The organism is Kitasatospora sp. NPDC029312, assembly GCF_055569215.1.
Window position 1 is genome coordinate 1 of sequence record NZ_JBVHXY010000078.1, and the last position, 15,592, is coordinate 15,592.

Sequence of the window (15,592 nt, forward strand, 5' to 3'; positions counted from 1 at the left end):
CGCCGCGTATGTTGTGCGGCGCCGCGCCTGACCCGGCGGTTCAGACCAGGTGCTGCTGGACCTCGGCGGCGGCCTCGTGGCCGTATGCCTTGGTGAAGCGGTCCATGAAGTGGCTGCGGCGCAGCTCGTACTCCTGGGTGCCGACGGTCTCGATCACCAGCGTCGCCAGCATGCAGCCGACCTGCGCGGCGCGCTCCAGGCCGACGCCCCAGGCCAGACCGGACAGGAAGCCGGCGCGGAAGGCGTCGCCGACGCCGGTCGGGTCGGCCTTGGTGTTCTCCTCCGGGACACCGACCTCGAGGGCCGGCTCGCCGACCCGCTCGATCCGGACGCCGCGGGCGCCGAGGGTGGTGACGCGGTGGCCGACCTTGGCGAGGATCTCCTCGTCGGTCCAGCCGGTCTTGGACTCGATGAGGCCCTTCTCGTACTCGTTGGAGAAGAGGTAGGCGGCGTCCTCCAGGAGGGTGCGGATGGCGTCGCCGTCCATACGGGCGATCTGCTGGGAGAAGTCGGCGGCGAACGGGATCCCGCGACCGCGGCATTCCTCGGTGTGCCGGAGCATGGCCTCCGGGTCGTCGGCGCCGATCAGGACCAGGTCGAGGCCGCCCACGCGGTCGGCGACGGTCTTCAGCTCGATCAGCCGGGCCTCGCTCATCGCGCCCGTGTAGAAGGAGCCGATCTGGTTGTGGTCGGCGTCGGTGGTGCACACGAAGCGGGCGGTGTGCAGCGTCTCCGAGATGCGGACGGAGGCGGTGTCGACGCCGTGCCGGTCCAGCCAGGCCCGGTACTCGTCGAAGTCGTTGCCGGCGGCGCCGACCAGGATCGGGCCGGTGCCGAGCTGGCCCATGCCGAAGCAGATGTTGGCGGCGACGCCGCCGCGGCGGACGTCGAGCTGATCGACCAGGAAGGAAAGCGAGACCGTGTGCAGCTGGTCCGCGACGAGCTGATCGGCGAAGCGGCCGGGGAAGGTCATGAGGTGGTCGGTGGCGATGGAGCCGGTGACTGCGATGCGCACGACGGGTCTGCTCCTGCGGAAGGCGGAGGGACGGGCGGACGTGAAGCAACGCTACCCCGCGAGGTCGCGCACCACCCGGTCATCCCGGACACTTGGAACCACTGAAACTACCCAATAGTAGGTCTTTCTCCTCGATACTCGGCTGCGTACGGTGCCCCTATGACCAAGCCTGTGAAAGCCGTCACACCGCGCCACGGCGCTTCCCCCGACCCCCAGGAGCCTGAGTCGCTCGACGAGCTGCGCGGCGACTGCGCGCGGATGGCGGGCCGCTGGAAGGCCGGCCGGCACTCCGCGCCCGCGCCGGGGCGCGCCGCCGATCTGCACGGCATCAAGGTCCCCTCCTCCTCCGCCGCGCTCGTGGACGGAATGTCCGAGTACGGCGACTGAAGTTCACCCCGCGGCCGCCGCAGCGCGTACCAGGGGGAACCACGCACGCCCCCGCCCCGTCCCATCGACGTCCACCTCATGGAGGATGGCACGTCAGATGTTCAGCGGAGCTGAAGGAGCGATGCGGTGAACACCGAGGACAGCACCGACACGAACCCCAAGGAGCGCAAGCGGCGCACCCCGCTGGTGGCCGCCTCGATGGCTGCCGCGGTGCTGCTGGCCGGGGGCGGCGCGGCGTACTGGGCCTCGTCCGCGTCCAGCAGCGAGGGCTCCGGCGCGGGCTCCGCGGCCAAGGGCGACCCGCCGCCGCTCGCACTCGACGGCTACACCGGCGGCGGCTCGATCGCGGCCGGTGAGCCCAATCCGCAGGGTGCGAAGTACCGGGCGGTGAAGAAGCTGCCCGGCGGTCCGGCGTCCGCACCGGTGTACCGCCCCAAGGGCGAGATCAGCCGACCGTCGGTGGAGCGGCTGGCGAAGGCGCTGGATGTGGCCGGAAAGGTCCGCTCGGAGGGCACCAGCTGGAAGGTGGGCGGGGCGCCGGACTCCCGTGGCCCCCTCCTCCAGGTGAGCAAGACCGGCTCGGGCGCGTGGACGTACTCCCAGTACGGCACCCCGGGCGGGACGAACTGTGCGCTGCCGTCCTCGCCGAAGGGCGGCCAGGACGGGTCCGGTGGCGGTACGCCGTCGAACCGGCCGGGCTGTCCGTCGTACCGCGGGGGCGGGGACGTCACGACCGAGGACGACAGCAGCGGCAAGGGCGCGGTGTCGCCGGAGAAGGCCAAGCAGGCGGTGCGTCCGGTGCTGGCGGCACTCGGCCAGAAGAACGCCCGGCTCGACGCGGGCGGGCTGTCCGGCGCGGTACGGGTCGTGACCGCGAATCCGGTGCTCGGCGGGCTGCCGACCTATGGCTGGCAGAGCGATCTGCAGGTCGGCTCGGACGGTCAGGTGGTCGGCGGCAGCGGCCAGTTGGCGAATCCGGTCAAGGGCGCGGAGTATCCGGTGCTGAGCGCCGACAAGACGCTGGACCGGCTGAATTCGGGCGAGGGCCGCAAGCCGGCCGGCTGCCCCTCGACGCCGGCCGGCAAGACCGACAAGGGCGGCAAGGGCGACGGGATCGCGCCGTGCGAGCCGTCGCCGACGAAGGCGCAGCCGCCGGCCGAGGTGACCGGTGCGGTCTTCGGGCTCGCGGTGCAGTACGTGGACGGCGGCCAGGCGCTGGTGCCGTCGTGGCTGTACAAGGTGCGCCAGCCGGGCGCCGGCAGCGGCCCGGACACCGCCTCGACGGTCACGCACCCGGCGGTGAACCCGAAGTACCTGGCCCACCGGGGCGGCGGGGCGTCGCAGAGCCCGGGACAGTCGCCGCACAAGCCGTCCGGGAAGCCGGGGGCGATGGCCCTGGAGTCGTACGACGTGAGCGACGGCGGCAAGAAGCTCACCGTGCACTTCTGGGGCGGGGTGTGCAGCGTCTACTCGGTGAGCGCGGAGGAGTCGGCGACGACGGTGAAGACCAAGGTCGTCGGCAAGGACAAGAAGCCCGGGCAGGTCTGCGTGAAGATCGCCAAGGAGTTCACCAAGACCGTGACGCTGGAGAAGCCGCTGGACGGCCGGAAGGTGATCGATGAGTCGAGCGGCGACTCCGTGCCGAAGCGGTAACGGGCCCCGCGGATGCCGCCGGGCCGCACCCGGCAAAGACGGACACAGCGAAAGCGGCGCTCCCCCTCTCGGGGAGGCGCCGCTTTCGTGCGTACTGCCCGCGCTCCTTAGCTGAAGGAGTCGCCGCAGGCGCAGGAGCCGGTGGCGTTCGGGTTGTCGATCGTGAAGCCCTGCTTCTCGATGGTGTCGACGAAGTCGACGGTGGCGCCGCCCAGGTACGGGGCGCTCATCCGGTCGGTGACGACCTTGACGCCGTTGAAGTCCTTCAGCACGTCGCCGTCGAGCGAGCGCTCGTCGAAGAACAGCTGGTAACGCAGGCCGGAGCAGCCACCGGGCTGGACGGCGACGCGCAGCGCGAGGTCGTCGCGGCCTTCCTGCTCCAGCAGGGCCTTGACCTTGGCCGCGGCGGCATCGGTGAGGAGGATGCCACTCTCGACGGTGGTCTCGTCCTGGACGGTCATCTGCTTTCTCCCGGTCTTGACGACGGTATGCCGCCAGTGCCAACCAACGGCCGTCCGGTTTCATTTCCCGGACGGCGATGGAATTCTGCGGCCTGTTCGGCGGCCGGTTTTCCGTGGGCCGGGTGTGCCACCCGCGTCCCCTACGCTCCCCATGCTCGCACAACCGGCGAGTACGGGTCACCGCCCTCCTCGTGGATCCGGGTGAACGGGCCCCGCGGCCGGCCTCCGGGCGCCAGGATGGTCGGCATGATCCTTCGCCAGGTCAGGGACACCGCAGAGGACGCGGAGGCCGTCCGGGAACTGTCCTTCGCCGCTTTCGCCGAGCCGGCAGCCGGGCCGGCGTCCGCTGCGGCACCGCCCGGGCCGACACCGCTGCAGCTGGCCCGGACCCGGCACCTGGCGCGCACCGATCCCGGCGGCTGCTGGCTGGCCTGGACCGGCGGGGAGGCGGTCGGGGTGGTGCTGTCGATGCGCCGGGAGGGGCTGTGGATGCCCTCGCTCCTCGCCGTCCGCCCGTCAGCCCGGGGCAAGGGGCTCGGCCGGCTGCTGCTGGAACGGGCCACGGCCCACGCCCGGGGCTGCCTGCGGGGCATGGTGTGCGCCTCCTCCGCCCCGGCGGCGGCCCGGCGCTACCGGCTGGCCGGGTTCACCCTGCACCCGGCGATGCGGCTGAGCGGGCGGGTGGACCGGGACGGGCTGACCGACCCCGGGGACATCCCCGTGCACCCCGGCAACGCGACCCACCTGCACCTGCTGGACTCGGTGGACCGGCGGCTGCGCGGGTCCGCGCACGGCCCGGACCACGAGCTGATGCTGGGGCACTTCGAGGAGCTGCTGATCGCCGACGCACTGGCCGGCAGCGGCTACTGCTACCGGGACGGCGGCTCGGTGCGGCTGCTCGCGGCCACCAGCAAGCGGATCGCCGCCCGGCTGCTGCGGGAGGCGCTGGCCCGGGTGCCGGAGGGCGTCGAGGCACGAATGGAGTACCTCACCGCCGAGCAGGAGTGGGCGCTGGACGTCGGGCTGGAGGTCGGGCTGACGCCGGAGACCGGGGGCTTCGTCGGGGTGCGCGGGATGCGGCCGCCGAGCCCGTACCTGCCGAGCGGGGCGTTCCTGTAGCGACGGGTGCGGCCGGGCTCGGGCACGGCCGGAACGCCAGGCACGGCCGGGGAACCGAAGGCGTGGCCGGGAACACGGACGGCCCCAGCGCGCGGGGCGGTGGGGCCGTTCGGGAACCGGGTGTCGGTCAGACCATGGTGTCCAGGATCTCCCGGACCATCTCCATGGTCGTGCCCGGGTGCAGGAAGGCGAAGCGGGCGACCGTCTCGCCGTCCCAGCCGGTCGGGGTGACGAAGCCGATCTGGTCCGCGAGCAGCTGCTGCGACCAGCGGTAGTAGTCGTCGTTGGTCCAACCCTTGCGCTTGAAGCAGACGGCCGAGAGCTGCGGGTCGAACAGCAGCTCCAGGTGGTCGGTCTCGCGGATCAGCTGGGCGGTGTCCCGGGCCAGCTGGAGGCCGGTCTCGATGGCGTCGGTGTAGGCCTGGACGCCGTGGACGGCCAGCGAGAACCACAGCGGCAGGCCGCGGGCGCGCCGGGTCAGGTGGTAGGCGTAGTCGGTGGGGTTCCACTCGTCGCCCTCGGTGTGCAGGACGTCCAGGTAGGAGGCGTCCTGGGTGTGCACGGCGCGGGCGAGCTGCGGGTTGCGGTAGATCAGCGCGGCGCAGTCGAAGGGGGCGAACAGCCACTTGTGCGGGTCGACCACGAAGGAGTCGGCGTACTCGATGCCGTCGTACCGCTCGCGCACCGAGGGGGCGAACAGGCCGGCGCCGCCGTAGGCGCCGTCCACGTGGAACCACAGGCCCTGTTCGCGGGCGACCTCGGCCAGGCCCTTGAGGTCGTCGACGATGCCCTCGTTGGTGGTGCCGGCGGTGCCGACGGCGGCGATGACCGTCTCCGGATTCGGGTCGGCGGCCAGGGCCGCGCGCAGCGCCTCGCCGGTGAACCGCCGGTTCACGGTCGGGACCTTGAAGGCCTCGACGCCGATGATGTTGAACGTGTTCTTGACCGAGGAGTGCACCTGGTCCGCGACCGCGATCCGCAGCCGCGCCTCCGGACCGACGCCGAGGCGGCGGCGGGCGGTGTCGCGGGCGACGACCAGGGCGGAGAGGTTGCCCGCCGAGCCGCCGGAGACGAAGCAGCCGCCGGCCGTCTGGGGCAGGCCCGCGCGGTCGGCGATCAGGCGCAGCACCTGGTTCTCGGCGGCGATCGCACCGGCCGCCTCCAGCCAGGAGATGCCCTGGAGCGAGGCGCAGGAGACGACCATGTCGAACAGCAGCGCGGCCTTGGTCGGGGCGCACGGGATGAAGGACAGGTAGCGCGGGCTGTCGGCGGAGATGACCGCGCGGGAGAGCTCGTGGTCGTACAGCTTGAGCACGTCGGCCGGGTCGTTGCCGTCCTGGTTGAGCAGGCCGGCCAGCTGGGCGCGCAGGTGCTCGCCGTCACCGGGGTGGTCGAGCGGGACGGGGTCGTACTGCAGCCGCTCCCGCATGTAGTCGAAAACCAGGTCGACCAGTTCGTTGTCGGGCCGGTGCATGCGGTCGGGTGCTGCGGACACGGCTGTCCCTCTCGGCTAGGAGTGTCGGGGGGATCCGGTCTGCGGGACGCCTCACCGCGCCGACCGGACGTGATCAGCGTAGGCAGCGGTGGCACCTCGCCGCGCGTCGGAACGCGGCTGGTCAGGCAGGTTTCCAGCGTCTTCCGGGCGGCCCGCGCAGGATTCCTGCGTGGGGTCGGCGAGGGTCAGCCGATCAGCTGGGAGAGGACCACGGAGGAGCGGCTGCGCTGGACGCCGGGCTCGCGCCGGATGCGCTCGATGACGGCCTCCAGATGCCGCATGTCCGCGGCCCGGAGGTGGACCAGCGCGTCCGGATCACCGGTGACCGTCCAGGCGGCGATCACCTCGGGGAACTGGCGCAGGCTGGCGAGGATCTCCTCGGGGGCGGTGCGCTCGCGGCAGTAGACCTCGACGAAGGCCTCGGTCTGCCAGCCCAGCACGGCCGGATCGAGCACCACGGTGAAGCCGCGCACCACGCCGCGTGCTCGGAGCCGGTCGATCCGGCGGCGCACGGCGGTGGCGGAGAGGTTCACTTGGAGGCCGATCTCGGCGTAGGAGGCCCGACCGTCGCTGCCGAGGCGGGCGAGGAGCTGCCGGTCGGTCTCGTCGAGGTCCGCCCCGATCACCTCGTGCGCTCGGCTGCTGGTCATGGGTGCGGGGCTCCACGGGTCGTGCGGGGTGTTCGAGGGGGCGTTCCGGCGGCGGTCGGTGCTCGGCCGTGGCGATGGCCGCTGTCTGCTGCCCGTTGCCGAAACGGTTCGCCACCATTCTGGCGGATGACCTGAACGAGTTCACCGCCGGTGGATGACGCGGAGGAGGCCCGGGCCTGTCCGGCCGATTCCGCCGGGCCTGGCCTCGACCGGGGGCCGGCGGAGCGGCCCTCAGTCCACGAGCACTCAGTCCACGAGCAGGACGATCTTCCCCCGGGTACGGCCCTCGGCGCTGAGTGCCTGAGCGGAGGCGGCCTGGGCCAGCGGGAAGGTGGAGGCGACGGTGACGGTCAGCCGCCCGTCGTCGGCGAGCGCGGCGAGTTCGGCCAGGTCCGCCGCGTCCGGACGGACCCACACGTAGTGGCCGCCGAGCGCCTTCACCCCGAAGTCGGTGATGGAGGCGATCCGGCCCGGGTCGGCCACCAGCCCGGCCGAGACCTGGACGGCGCCCCGGCCGACCAGGTCGAGGGCCGCGTCCACGCCGTCCGGGGCGAGCGCCCGGACCCGCTCGGCCAGCCCCTCGCCGTAGGCGACCGGCTCGGCGCCCAGGGCGCGCAGGAAGTCGTGGTTGCGCTCGCCCGCCGTGCCGATCACCCGGGCGCCTCGGGCGCGGGCGATCTGGACGGCCAGGTGGCCGACCCCGCCGGCCGCCGCGTGCACCAGCAGGGTGTCCCCCTCCGAGAGCCGCAGCGTCCGCAGGCTCTGCAGTGCGCTGAGCCCGGCCAACGGCAGGCCGCCGCACTGCGCCCAGTCCAGCGCGGCGGGCCTGCGGGCGAGGGTGCGGACCGGCGCGGAGACCAGTTCGGCGTAGGTGCCGTGCTCGACGGCGTCCTTGCGGACGTAGCCGTACACCTCGTCGCCGGGGGCGAACTCGGTCACCCCGCCGCCGACCGCCCGGACCACCCCGGCCACGTCCCAGCCCGGGACCAGCGGGAAGTGGACGTCCAGCATGCCGTCCAGGGCGCCGTCCCGGATCTTCCAGTCCACCGGGTTCACACCGGCCGCCCGCACCTCCACCAGGACCGAGTCGGGCCCGACTTTCGGGTCGGGCAGGTCGGTGTACTCGACCACGTCGGGGCCGCCGTAACGGTTGATCGCGATTGCCTTCATGGGCCCAGCCATACCCGGCCGCTCCGGAATATCGAATCGGCCACGCCGGAGCGGCCCTGAACCGGCGACCGGCGCCCCGCGGGGATCCACTTCGGCGAGCGGTTCTCGTCACATCGACAGGATGGCCATCGTCACTCTGACGCTAAGCGGTTAGAATAGATAGCGTCAGATAGACGAAAAGGCTTCACCGCTCGATCGGCCGCACAGAAGGGCACCCGCCCGTGACCACCACCCTCACCGAGACCCACGGCGTCGAACCCACTCCGACGCCGCTCGCTCTGCTGCTGCTCGGCCGGGAGGCCGACCCGAACAGCGAGCGCGGGGTCGAGTGCCCCGGCGACCTGCCCCCGGCCTCCGACCCGAACCTCGTCGAGCGCGCCCGCGCGGCCAAAGCCGCTCTCGGCGACCGCGTCTTCATCCTCGGGCACCACTACCAGCGCGACGAGGTCATCGAGTTCGCCGACGTCACCGGCGACTCGTTCAAGCTCGCGCGCGACGCGGCGGCCCGCCCCGAGGCCGAGTACATCGTCTTCTGCGGCGTGCACTTCATGGCCGAGTCGGCGGACATCCTCACCAGCGACCGGCAGCAGGTCGTCCTCCCGGACCTCGCGGCCGGCTGCTCGATGGCCGACATGGCCACCGCCGAGCAGGTCGCCGAGTGCTGGGACGCGCTGGCCGACGCCGGCATAGCCGACGTGACCGTGCCGGTCTCGTACATGAACTCCTCCGCCGACATCAAGGCCTTCACCGGCAAGCACGGCGGCCTCATCTGCACCTCCTCCAACGCCAAGCGCGCCCTGGAGTGGGCCTTCGAGCAGGGCGAGAAGGTGCTCTTCCTGCCCGACCAGCACCTCGGCCGCAACACCGCCGTACGGGACATGGGCTTCTCACTGGACGACTGCGTCGTCTACAACCCGCACAAGCCGAACGGCGGCCTGACCGCCGAGCAGCTGCGGGACGCGAAGATGATCCTCTGGCGCGGCCACTGCTCGGTGCACGGCCGGTTCAGCCTGGACTCGGTCAACGACGTCCGCGAGCGGATCCCCGGCGTGACCGTCCTGGTGCACCCCGAGTGCAAGCACGAGGTCGTCGCGGCCGCCGACATGGTGGGTTCGACCGAGTACATCATCAAGGCGCTGGACGCCGCCGAGCCCGGCTCCAAGTGGGCCATCGGCACCGAGCTGAACCTCGTCCGCCGCCTGGCCAAGGCGCACCCGGACAAGGAGATCGTCTTCCTGGACCGCACGGTCTGCTTCTGCTCCACCATGAACCGGATCGACCTGCCGCACCTGGTCTGGGCGCTGGAGTCGCTGGTCGACGGCCGGGTGCCGAACGTGATCACCGTGGACCCGGAGACCGAGAAGTACGCCAAGGCCGCACTGGACCGGATGCTGGCCCTGCCGTAACCCGGCCACGCCCCGAGCCGCACCGGACCCGAGCGGGCGAATAACAGGCGGGCCCCCTCCCAGGGAGGGGGCCCGCCTGTTACGTCTGGCAACAGCCGGAGCGGCTAGTCGTACTCGGGGAACCCCGGGATCACGCCTTCGCCCTCGGACAGCAGCAGTTCGCGGACCTCGCTGATCGTCGCCTCGGAGCTCGGCAGGATCAGGTCGGACGGCTCCAGGGCGTCGTCGGGCAGCCGAGTGCCGTACCGCATCACCGCGTCGAGCAGCTTGCCGTAGGCCTGGCGAAAGTTCTCCTCGTCGCCCGACTCCACTGCGGTGAGCAGCTCGTCATCGAGCTGGTTGAGCAGGTTCAGGTGGTCCTCGCCCACCTCGAACTGCCCCTCACCCATGACCCTCATGATCATGCCGTGCGTCTCCCTGATTCGTGGGGTCGAGCCGAGCTCACTTGTTGTAGTTGATGCGGGGGGTGTCCTGCGACTGCTGCTGGGGCTGGGGCTGCTGCTGCCCCGGCTCGATCGCCGCGGGGCCGGAGGAGGAACCGCCGGACAGCTCGGCCTTCATCCGGGCGAGCTCCAGCTCGACGTCGGAGCCGCCGGCCACCCGCTCCAGCTCGGCCTCGATGTCGTCCTTGCGGCCGAGACCGCTGGCGTCGTCGAGCGCGCCGGAGGCCAGCAGCTCGTCGATCGCACCGGCGCGGGCCTGCATCTGGGCGGTCTTGTCCTCGGCGCGCTGGATGGCCAGGCCGACGTCGCCCATCTCCTCCGAGATGCCGGAGAAGGACTCGGCGATGCGGGTCTGCGCCTGTGCCGCGGTGTAGGTCGCCTTGATGGTCTCCTTCTTGGTGCGGAAGGCGTCCACCTTGGCCTGCAGCCGCTGGGAGGCGAGCGTGAGCTTCTCCTCCTCGGCCTGCAGCTGCTGGTACTGGGTCTCCAGGTCGGTGATCTGGGACTGCATGTTGGCCTTGCGGGTCAGCGCCTCGCGCGCGAGGTCCTCGCGGCCGAGGGACAGCGCCTTGCGGCCCTGGTCCTCGTACTTCGCGGACTGCTGCTGGAGCTGGGTCAGCTGGAGTTCCAGGCGCTTGCGCGAGGTCGCGACGTCCGCGACACCACGCCGTACCTTCTGCAGCAGTTCGAGCTGCTTCTGGTAGGAGTAGTCGAGCGTCTCACGGGGATCCTCCGCCCGATCCAAGGCCTTGTTCGCCTTGGAGCGGAAGATCAGCCCCATACGCTTCATGATTCCGTCGCTCATGGGCCTCGGGTGCCCCCTTCTCCGGCCTGCGGTTTTGATCTCGTTACCAGACACGACGAGTGTATGTGCAGCGAGCCCGTCGCCGCAGTGCACCTGCCTGCAACAAGACTGCTACAGCGACCGGTGGCAGTTCCTCATCCCCCGGGTGGATCCGCCTCTCATCCTCCCCATAGTCCATCCGAATGATCCCCTACGGGAAGGGCCCGGGAAACCCGGGTCGAAACCGGTACGGCGGGATCGATACCCGTTTGGGTCCGAGGGGAGCCGTGGTCGCGGCCGCTCACCCCGTACGCTGGGGGTGTGTTCCGACGCCGTTCAGATGATGCCGCCGCCTCCGCCACCGTGCTGGAGAAGCAGGACGAGACGACCCAGGCCCGCCACCCGCAGGCCAAGAAGGGCCGCCCCACCCCCAAGCGCAGTGAGGCCGAGGCCAACCGGCGTACCCGGGTGACGGTGCCCAAGGACCGCAAGGAGGCCGCCCGCCAGGCGCGCGACCGGATGCGGGGCGAGCGCGAGAAGCAGCGCCAGGCCCTGATGGAAGGCGACGAGCGCCACCTGCCGGCCCGTGACAAGGGCCCGGTGCGCAAGTTCGCCCGTGACTACGTGGACTCCCGCTGGTCGCTGGCCGAGTTCTTCCTGCCCGCCGCCGTGGTCATCCTCGTCCTGAGCATCGTCAAGGTGCAGGCGATCCAGCTGCTCTCGACGCTGCTGTTCCTGCTCTTCTTCGTCGTCGTGGTGCTGGACTTCGTCCGCCTCGGCCTCGGACTGCGCAAGCAGCTGGGCGAGCGCTTCGCCGGGCAGAACACCCGCGGCGCCGTCGCCTACGGCATCATGCGCACCCTGCAGATGCGCCGGCTGCGCCTGCCCAAGCCGCAGGTGCGGCGCGGGGAGAAGCCCTGACCGCCGAACCGGTGGACTCCGGCTGGGCCCCGCCTTCCTGGGAGGGGCCCGGCCTGTACGCGCTTCCCGGACAGGGGGACGGCGGCCACGACCGGCTCGGCCAGGAGCGGCGGCTGCCCTCGCGCAGCGGCTCCTTCGCCGGCGGGGCCGGCGCCTGGCTGGACCGGCTCGGCGGACTGCGCAACTTCGTCCGCCAGGAGCTCGTCTCCCGCCAGCTCGCCGAGCAGCTGACCGGCCGTACCGGGCAGCGCGTCCTCGACATCGGCTGCGGCCAGGGCACCCAGGCCCTGCGGCTGGCCCGGGCCGGCCACTACGTCACCGGGATCGACTCCGACCCGGTCGCGCTCGGCGTCGCCCAGGGGGCGCTGGCCGAGGAGCCGCCGGAGGTGCGCGGCCGGCTGCAGCTGCTCAGCGGTGACGGCCACCAGTGCGGGCGCTGGTTCGGCCCGCGCAGCTTCGACGTGGTGCTCTGCCACGGCGTGCTGATGTACCTGCCCGACCCCGACCCGATGATCGCCTCGCTGGCCAGGCTGCTGGCGCCCGGCGGTCTGCTCTCGCTGCTGGTCCGCAACCGGGACGCGCTGGCGCTGCGGCCCGCGGCCGCCGGGGACTGGCGGGCCGCCCTGCACGCCTTCGAGAGCGACCGGTACTACAACCGGCTCGGGCTGGCCGCGCGCGCCGACCGGCTCGCCGACCTGTCCGTCACCCTCTCCGAGGTGTCGGTGCCGCTCAGGCACTGGTACGGCGTGCGGGTCTTCACCGACAACGCGCCCGACGACGCGACCCCGCCGGTGGACGGGCGGCAGCTGGCCCAGCTGCTGGAGGCCGAGGACCGGGCCGCCCGCACCGACCCGTACCGGCAGGTAGCGGCGCTGCTGCACCTGATCGGGGCGAAGTAGGCGCGGCAGCGGCTACCCGCCCCGGCGGCTCAGGCCTCGTGCAGGCTCATCGCGTAGACCTTGCTCCCGTCCTCCAGCAGGACCGCGGTGTCCACGCCGTCATCGACGAGCTGCTTCCAGGTCTCCCCGATCCACGTCTCCGCGTCCCCCTGGCCGGCGAACTCCTCCTGACCGCTGCTGGGCGTCACCACACTGCCGTCCGCCTTCTCGTACCGCCACGTCCAGACCATGCCCGGCTCCTCCCGCCACCCGCTGCTTGTGTGGTGCGCACCATAGCTTGCCCGCCGGGATCTTCCGTATGCCTGGTCGGGCAGGATGGGCGGCATGGCGACCGACTCCCCGCTCCCCCGCACGCTGCTGCTCGGCGGCGCGCGCTCCGGCAAGTCCACCCGCGCCGAGCAGTTGCTCGCCGACCGGCCGGACGTCCTGTACGTGGCGACCGGCGGCACCCGGGACGGCGACGCCGAGTGGGCCCAGCGGATCGAGCTGCACCGGGAGCGGCGGCCGGCGAGCTGGCGCACCGCCGAGACCTGCGACCTGGAGGCCGTGCTCACCGACGCCGCCGACCCGGCGCCGGTGCTGATCGACTGCCTGGCGCTGTGGCTGACCTCGGTGATGGACGAGTGCGACGCCTGGGACGACCGGGCCTGGGCGGAGGGCGGCGAGAGCGCGGTGCGGCACCGCTGCGAGGCGCTGGCGGCGGCCTGGGCGGCCACCGCGCGCACCGTCGTCGCGGTGAGCAACGAGGTCGGCATGGGGGTCGTCCCGGCCACCGCCGCGGGCCGGCGCTTCCGCGACACCCTGGGCCGGCTCAACATGGCCGTGGCGGACGCCTCGGAGCGGGTGCTGCTCGTGGTGGCGGGGCAGGTCGTCACCATCAAGCCAGCCGCAGTCTGAACACCTGTGGCGTGTAGCCTTCCGGACGATGGACACGACCGTGGATCTCGATACGTTCTCCTCGCTCGTCGAGCGCCCAGACGACAGCGCCCGACGGGCCGCCGAGGAGCTCTGGCAGGAGGCCGGCCGGCCGCGCGGCGGGCTCGGCAGGCTGGAGGAGCTGGGCAGCTGGCTGTCGTCCGTGCAGGGGCGTTCCCCGGTGCGGCCGGTGTCCGCGCCCAAGGTGCTGCTGTTCGCCGCCGACCACGGTGTGGCCGCGCTCGGCGTCTCCCGGCTGCCCGCCCGGGGCGGCACCGCGGCCCGGGTGCGGGCGGTGCTCGACGGCACCGCCCCGGTGGCCCGGCTGGCCGCGCGCTACGGCGCCGGGGTGCGGGTGGTCGACGTCGGTGTGGACACCGACCCGGCGGACTTCCCGGACGAGGTGGTCGGCCACCGGATCCGGCGAGGCTCCGGCCGGATCGACGTCGAGGACGCGCTCACCCCGGAGGAGACCGTACGGGCCTTCCGGGCCGGCATGGCCGTGGCCGACGAGGAGGCCGACGCGGGCACCGACCTGGTGCTGCTCGGCGACCTCGGGGTCGGCTCCACCACGGTGGCCGCCGTGCTGGTCGGCGCGCTGTGCGGCACGGACGCCGCCGCGGTCTGCGGGCGCGGCTCGGGCATCGACGACCGGGTGTGGATGGTCAAGTGCGCCACCATCCGGGACTCGCTGCGGCGGGCCCGGCCGGTGCTGGGCGACCAGATCGCCCTGCTCGGTGCGACCGGCGGGGCCGACTTCGCGGCGATCACCGGCTTCCTGCTGCAGGCCGCGGTCCGGCGGCTGCCGGTGGTGCTGGACGGCGTGGTCTCCGCGGCGTGCGCGCTGGTCGCGCAGCGGATCGCCTTCCGGGCGCCGGAGTGGTGGCGGGCCGGGCAGTCCAGCGGCGAGCCGGCCCAGGCGAAGGCCTACGACCGGCTGACCCTGACGCCGATGCAGGACCAGGGCATCACCATGGGCGAGGGCGTCGGCGCGGTGCTGGCGCTGCCGCTGCTCCAGGCGGCGGGCGACGCGCTGGCGGACGAGGTGCCGCAGCGGTCGGTGCCGGCGGCGCCTGCGGCGCCGAAGGAGCAGCCGAGGCTGCCTTCGGCCGCGGACCTGCTCAGGAAGCTGTAGGACAGTCGACGGGACCTTCCCCGCGCCCCGCTCGGGGCGCGGGGATTTTCGTTCGCGCGGTGCGGGTGCGGAGTTGTGCGGTAAGGAGCGAGTGCGATGGCGAGCGGCGGCGACGAAGCCGGCTGGGGCGAGGGGCTGCGGTTCGCGTTCGGGACGCTCTCGGTGCTGCGGGTGCGGGTGGAGCGGTGGGACCGCGCGGCGGCCGCGCGGGCGATGACGGCGGCTCCGCTGGTGGGCCTCGCGCTGGGCGCCCTCGCGGCCGGGGCCGGGGCGCTGGTGGCCTGGCGGGCGGGCGGCCTGCTCGGGGCGGTGACGGCGGTCGGCGCACTCGCGGCGCTGACCAGGGGGCTGCACCTGGACGGGCTGGCGGACGTCGCCGACGGACTCGGCAGCGGCAAGCCGGCCGAGGACGCGCTGCGGATCATGAAGCAGTCCGACATCGGCCCGTTCGGCGTGCTGACCCTGGTGCTGGTCCTGCTGGCCCAGATCGCCGCGCTGGCCGGACAATTCGGGCACTCGGTCGCGCACGGCGCGCTCGCGGTGCTCGCCGCGGCGGTGGCCGCCCGGTGCGCACTCGGTTGGGGCTGCCTGCGGTCGGTGCCGGCCGCCCGCCCGGGCGGGCTCGGGGCGATGGTGGCGAGCACCGTGACGCCCGCCGCGGCCGCCGCCGGGACGGCCCTCGGAGCACTTGCCGTCGCCGCGTCAGGACTGTCCGACGGCTGGTCAGCCCTCCGCTTTTCACTGGCGGTTGTGCTGGGCGTCGGCTGTGCCCGGCTGCTGCTCGGGCGGTGCGTCCGACGGTTCGGCGGAATCACCGGGGACGTCCTCGGCGCGATGGCGGAGACGGCCGCCACCGGCACGCTGTTCGCCCTGGCGTTGCTCGGCTGACACCGGGCGGCGCGTGATCCCAGCATGCGGACTACCATGCCGTGAAGCACCGCAGCCCTGCACCGTGGCAGGACCTGCTCGCCCGGCGCGTAGCGAGGAGCCGGGGCCTGGGGGGGGGGGGGGGGGGGGGGGGGGGGGGGGGGGGGAGGAGGGAGGGGGGGGGGGGGGGGGGGGGGGGGGGGTGGGGGTGGGTGGGGGGGGGGGTGGGGGGGGGGGGGAGGGGGAAGGACTCCGGCAGGCGGGAAGGTGGG

General features: G+C 72.9%; 16 protein-coding genes and 1 pseudogene. 9 read left to right on the top strand and 8 right to left on the bottom strand.

Annotated features, from left to right (window positions below; translation table 11 throughout):
* Positions 1-40 precede the first annotated feature (40 nt).
* Positions 41-1,015, bottom strand: coding sequence for a carbohydrate kinase family protein (locus tag ACZ4WV_RS34930; RefSeq protein WP_465753058.1), 975 nt, complete (start codon positions 1,013-1,015; stop codon positions 41-43).
* Positions 1,016-1,174: 159 nt separating this feature from the next.
* On the opposite strand from ACZ4WV_RS34930, the gene ACZ4WV_RS34935 reads away from it, so the two are divergent.
* Both ACZ4WV_RS34935 and ACZ4WV_RS34940 read left to right on the top strand, forming a co-directional pair.
* A complete protein-coding gene (locus ACZ4WV_RS34935; RefSeq protein WP_042161914.1) occupies positions 1,175-1,402 on the top strand; it encodes a hypothetical protein in 228 nt (75 codons plus the stop codon).
* A 126-nt stretch (positions 1,403-1,528) separates the two neighbouring features.
* Complete coding sequence (locus ACZ4WV_RS34940) at positions 1,529-3,055, top strand: hypothetical protein (protein WP_042161912.1); 1,527 nt, start codon at positions 1,529-1,531, stop codon at positions 3,053-3,055.
* 107 nt (positions 3,056-3,162) lie between these two features.
* Here the strand turns inward: ACZ4WV_RS34940 and erpA are convergent, their stop codons facing one another.
* Positions 3,163-3,516 carry an iron-sulfur cluster insertion protein ErpA gene (erpA, locus tag ACZ4WV_RS34945; protein WP_350749159.1) on the bottom strand — a complete coding sequence of 118 codons (354 nt, stop codon included), beginning with the start codon at positions 3,514-3,516 and terminating at the stop codon, positions 3,163-3,165.
* A 246-nt stretch (positions 3,517-3,762) separates the two neighbouring features.
* Here erpA and ACZ4WV_RS34950 point away from each other — a divergent pair, with 246 nt between their 5' ends.
* On the top strand, positions 3,763-4,635 hold the full coding sequence (locus tag ACZ4WV_RS34950; RefSeq protein ID WP_465753061.1) for a GNAT family N-acetyltransferase: 873 nt from the start codon (positions 3,763-3,765) through the stop codon (positions 4,633-4,635).
* A gap of 127 nt (positions 4,636-4,762) precedes the next feature.
* On the opposite strand, the gene ACZ4WV_RS34955 is transcribed toward ACZ4WV_RS34950, so the two are convergent.
* The 3 genes from ACZ4WV_RS34955 to ACZ4WV_RS34965 form a co-directional block, all read right to left on the bottom strand.
* Entirely contained in the window at positions 4,763-6,130 is a 1,368-nt protein-coding gene (locus ACZ4WV_RS34955; RefSeq protein ID WP_465753063.1) for a pyridoxal phosphate-dependent decarboxylase family protein, read from the bottom strand.
* A gap of 185 nt (positions 6,131-6,315) precedes the next feature.
* On the bottom strand, positions 6,316-6,780 hold the full coding sequence (locus ACZ4WV_RS34960) for an Lrp/AsnC family transcriptional regulator (RefSeq protein WP_363436151.1): 465 nt from the start codon (positions 6,778-6,780) through the stop codon (positions 6,316-6,318).
* A 246-nt stretch (positions 6,781-7,026) separates the two neighbouring features.
* Positions 7,027-7,950: an NADP-dependent oxidoreductase gene (locus tag ACZ4WV_RS34965; protein ID WP_465753065.1), complete on the bottom strand. Its 924-nt coding sequence runs from the start codon at positions 7,948-7,950 to the stop codon at positions 7,027-7,029.
* A gap of 221 nt (positions 7,951-8,171) precedes the next feature.
* On the opposite strand from ACZ4WV_RS34965, the gene nadA reads away from it, so the two are divergent.
* Positions 8,172-9,356 (top strand): quinolinate synthase NadA, encoded by a 1,185-nt coding sequence (nadA, locus tag ACZ4WV_RS34970; RefSeq protein WP_465753067.1) that lies wholly within the window; start codon positions 8,172-8,174, stop codon positions 9,354-9,356.
* Between the two features lie 104 nt (positions 9,357-9,460).
* Here the strand turns inward: nadA and pspAA are convergent, their stop codons facing one another.
* Entirely contained in the window at positions 9,461-9,760 is a 300-nt protein-coding gene (gene pspAA, locus ACZ4WV_RS34975; protein WP_350738988.1) for a PspA-associated protein PspAA, read from the bottom strand.
* A 37-nt stretch (positions 9,761-9,797) separates the two neighbouring features.
* On the bottom strand, positions 9,798-10,604 hold the full coding sequence (locus tag ACZ4WV_RS34980; RefSeq protein WP_465753069.1) for a PspA/IM30 family protein: 807 nt from the start codon (positions 10,602-10,604) through the stop codon (positions 9,798-9,800).
* Positions 10,605-10,904: 300 nt separating this feature from the next.
* On the opposite strand from ACZ4WV_RS34980, the gene ACZ4WV_RS34985 reads away from it, so the two are divergent.
* Entirely contained in the window at positions 10,905-11,504 is a 600-nt protein-coding gene (locus tag ACZ4WV_RS34985) for a DUF3043 domain-containing protein (RefSeq protein ID WP_465753071.1), read from the top strand.
* 158 nt (positions 11,505-11,662) lie between these two features.
* A complete protein-coding gene (locus tag ACZ4WV_RS34990; RefSeq protein WP_465753077.1) occupies positions 11,663-12,403 on the top strand; it encodes a class I SAM-dependent methyltransferase in 741 nt (246 codons plus the stop codon).
* Between the two features lie 29 nt (positions 12,404-12,432).
* Here the strand turns inward: ACZ4WV_RS34990 and ACZ4WV_RS34995 are convergent, their stop codons facing one another.
* A complete protein-coding gene (locus tag ACZ4WV_RS34995) occupies positions 12,433-12,633 on the bottom strand; it encodes a hypothetical protein (RefSeq protein WP_465753072.1) in 201 nt (66 codons plus the stop codon).
* Between the two features lie 109 nt (positions 12,634-12,742).
* Between ACZ4WV_RS34995 and cobU the strand changes: the two are divergent.
* The 3 genes and pseudogenes from cobU to ACZ4WV_RS35010 form a co-directional block, all read left to right on the top strand.
* Positions 12,743-13,300 (top strand): annotated as a pseudogene (gene cobU / locus ACZ4WV_RS35000) (bifunctional adenosylcobinamide kinase/adenosylcobinamide-phosphate guanylyltransferase); the annotation flags it as partial.
* Between the two features lie 28 nt (positions 13,301-13,328).
* Positions 13,329-14,453, top strand: a complete 1,125-nt coding sequence (locus ACZ4WV_RS35005) for a nicotinate-nucleotide--dimethylbenzimidazole phosphoribosyltransferase (protein ID WP_465753074.1) — start codon at positions 13,329-13,331, stop codon at positions 14,451-14,453.
* A 96-nt stretch (positions 14,454-14,549) separates the two neighbouring features.
* Positions 14,550-15,341, top strand: coding sequence for an adenosylcobinamide-GDP ribazoletransferase (locus ACZ4WV_RS35010; protein WP_465753076.1), 792 nt, complete (start codon positions 14,550-14,552; stop codon positions 15,339-15,341).
* Positions 15,342-15,592 lie beyond the last annotated feature (251 nt).

Bases quoted from the DNA above. Each gene is read 5' to 3' on its own strand.
- ACZ4WV_RS34965 (WP_465753065.1), bottom strand. From the start codon at position 7,950: ATGAAGGCAATCGCGATCAACCGTTACGGCGGCCCCGACGTGGTCGAG.
- pspAA (WP_350738988.1), bottom strand. From the start codon at position 9,760: ATGATCATGAGGGTCATGGGTGAGGGGCAGTTCGAGGTGGGCGAGGAC.
- ACZ4WV_RS35005 (WP_465753074.1), top strand. From the start codon at position 13,329: ATGGACACGACCGTGGATCTCGATACGTTCTCCTCGCTCGTCGAGCGC.
- ACZ4WV_RS34995 (WP_465753072.1), bottom strand. From the start codon at position 12,633: ATGGTCTGGACGTGGCGGTACGAGAAGGCGGACGGCAGTGTGGTGACG.
- ACZ4WV_RS35010 (WP_465753076.1), top strand. From the start codon at position 14,550: ATGGCGAGCGGCGGCGACGAAGCCGGCTGGGGCGAGGGGCTGCGGTTC.
- ACZ4WV_RS34935 (WP_042161914.1), top strand. From the start codon at position 1,175: ATGACCAAGCCTGTGAAAGCCGTCACACCGCGCCACGGCGCTTCCCCC.
- erpA (WP_350749159.1), bottom strand. From the start codon at position 3,516: ATGACCGTCCAGGACGAGACCACCGTCGAGAGTGGCATCCTCCTCACC.
- ACZ4WV_RS34980 (WP_465753069.1), bottom strand. From the start codon at position 10,604: ATGAGCGACGGAATCATGAAGCGTATGGGGCTGATCTTCCGCTCCAAG.
- ACZ4WV_RS34950 (WP_465753061.1), top strand. From the start codon at position 3,763: ATGATCCTTCGCCAGGTCAGGGACACCGCAGAGGACGCGGAGGCCGTC.
- ACZ4WV_RS34960 (WP_363436151.1), bottom strand. From the start codon at position 6,780: ATGACCAGCAGCCGAGCGCACGAGGTGATCGGGGCGGACCTCGACGAG.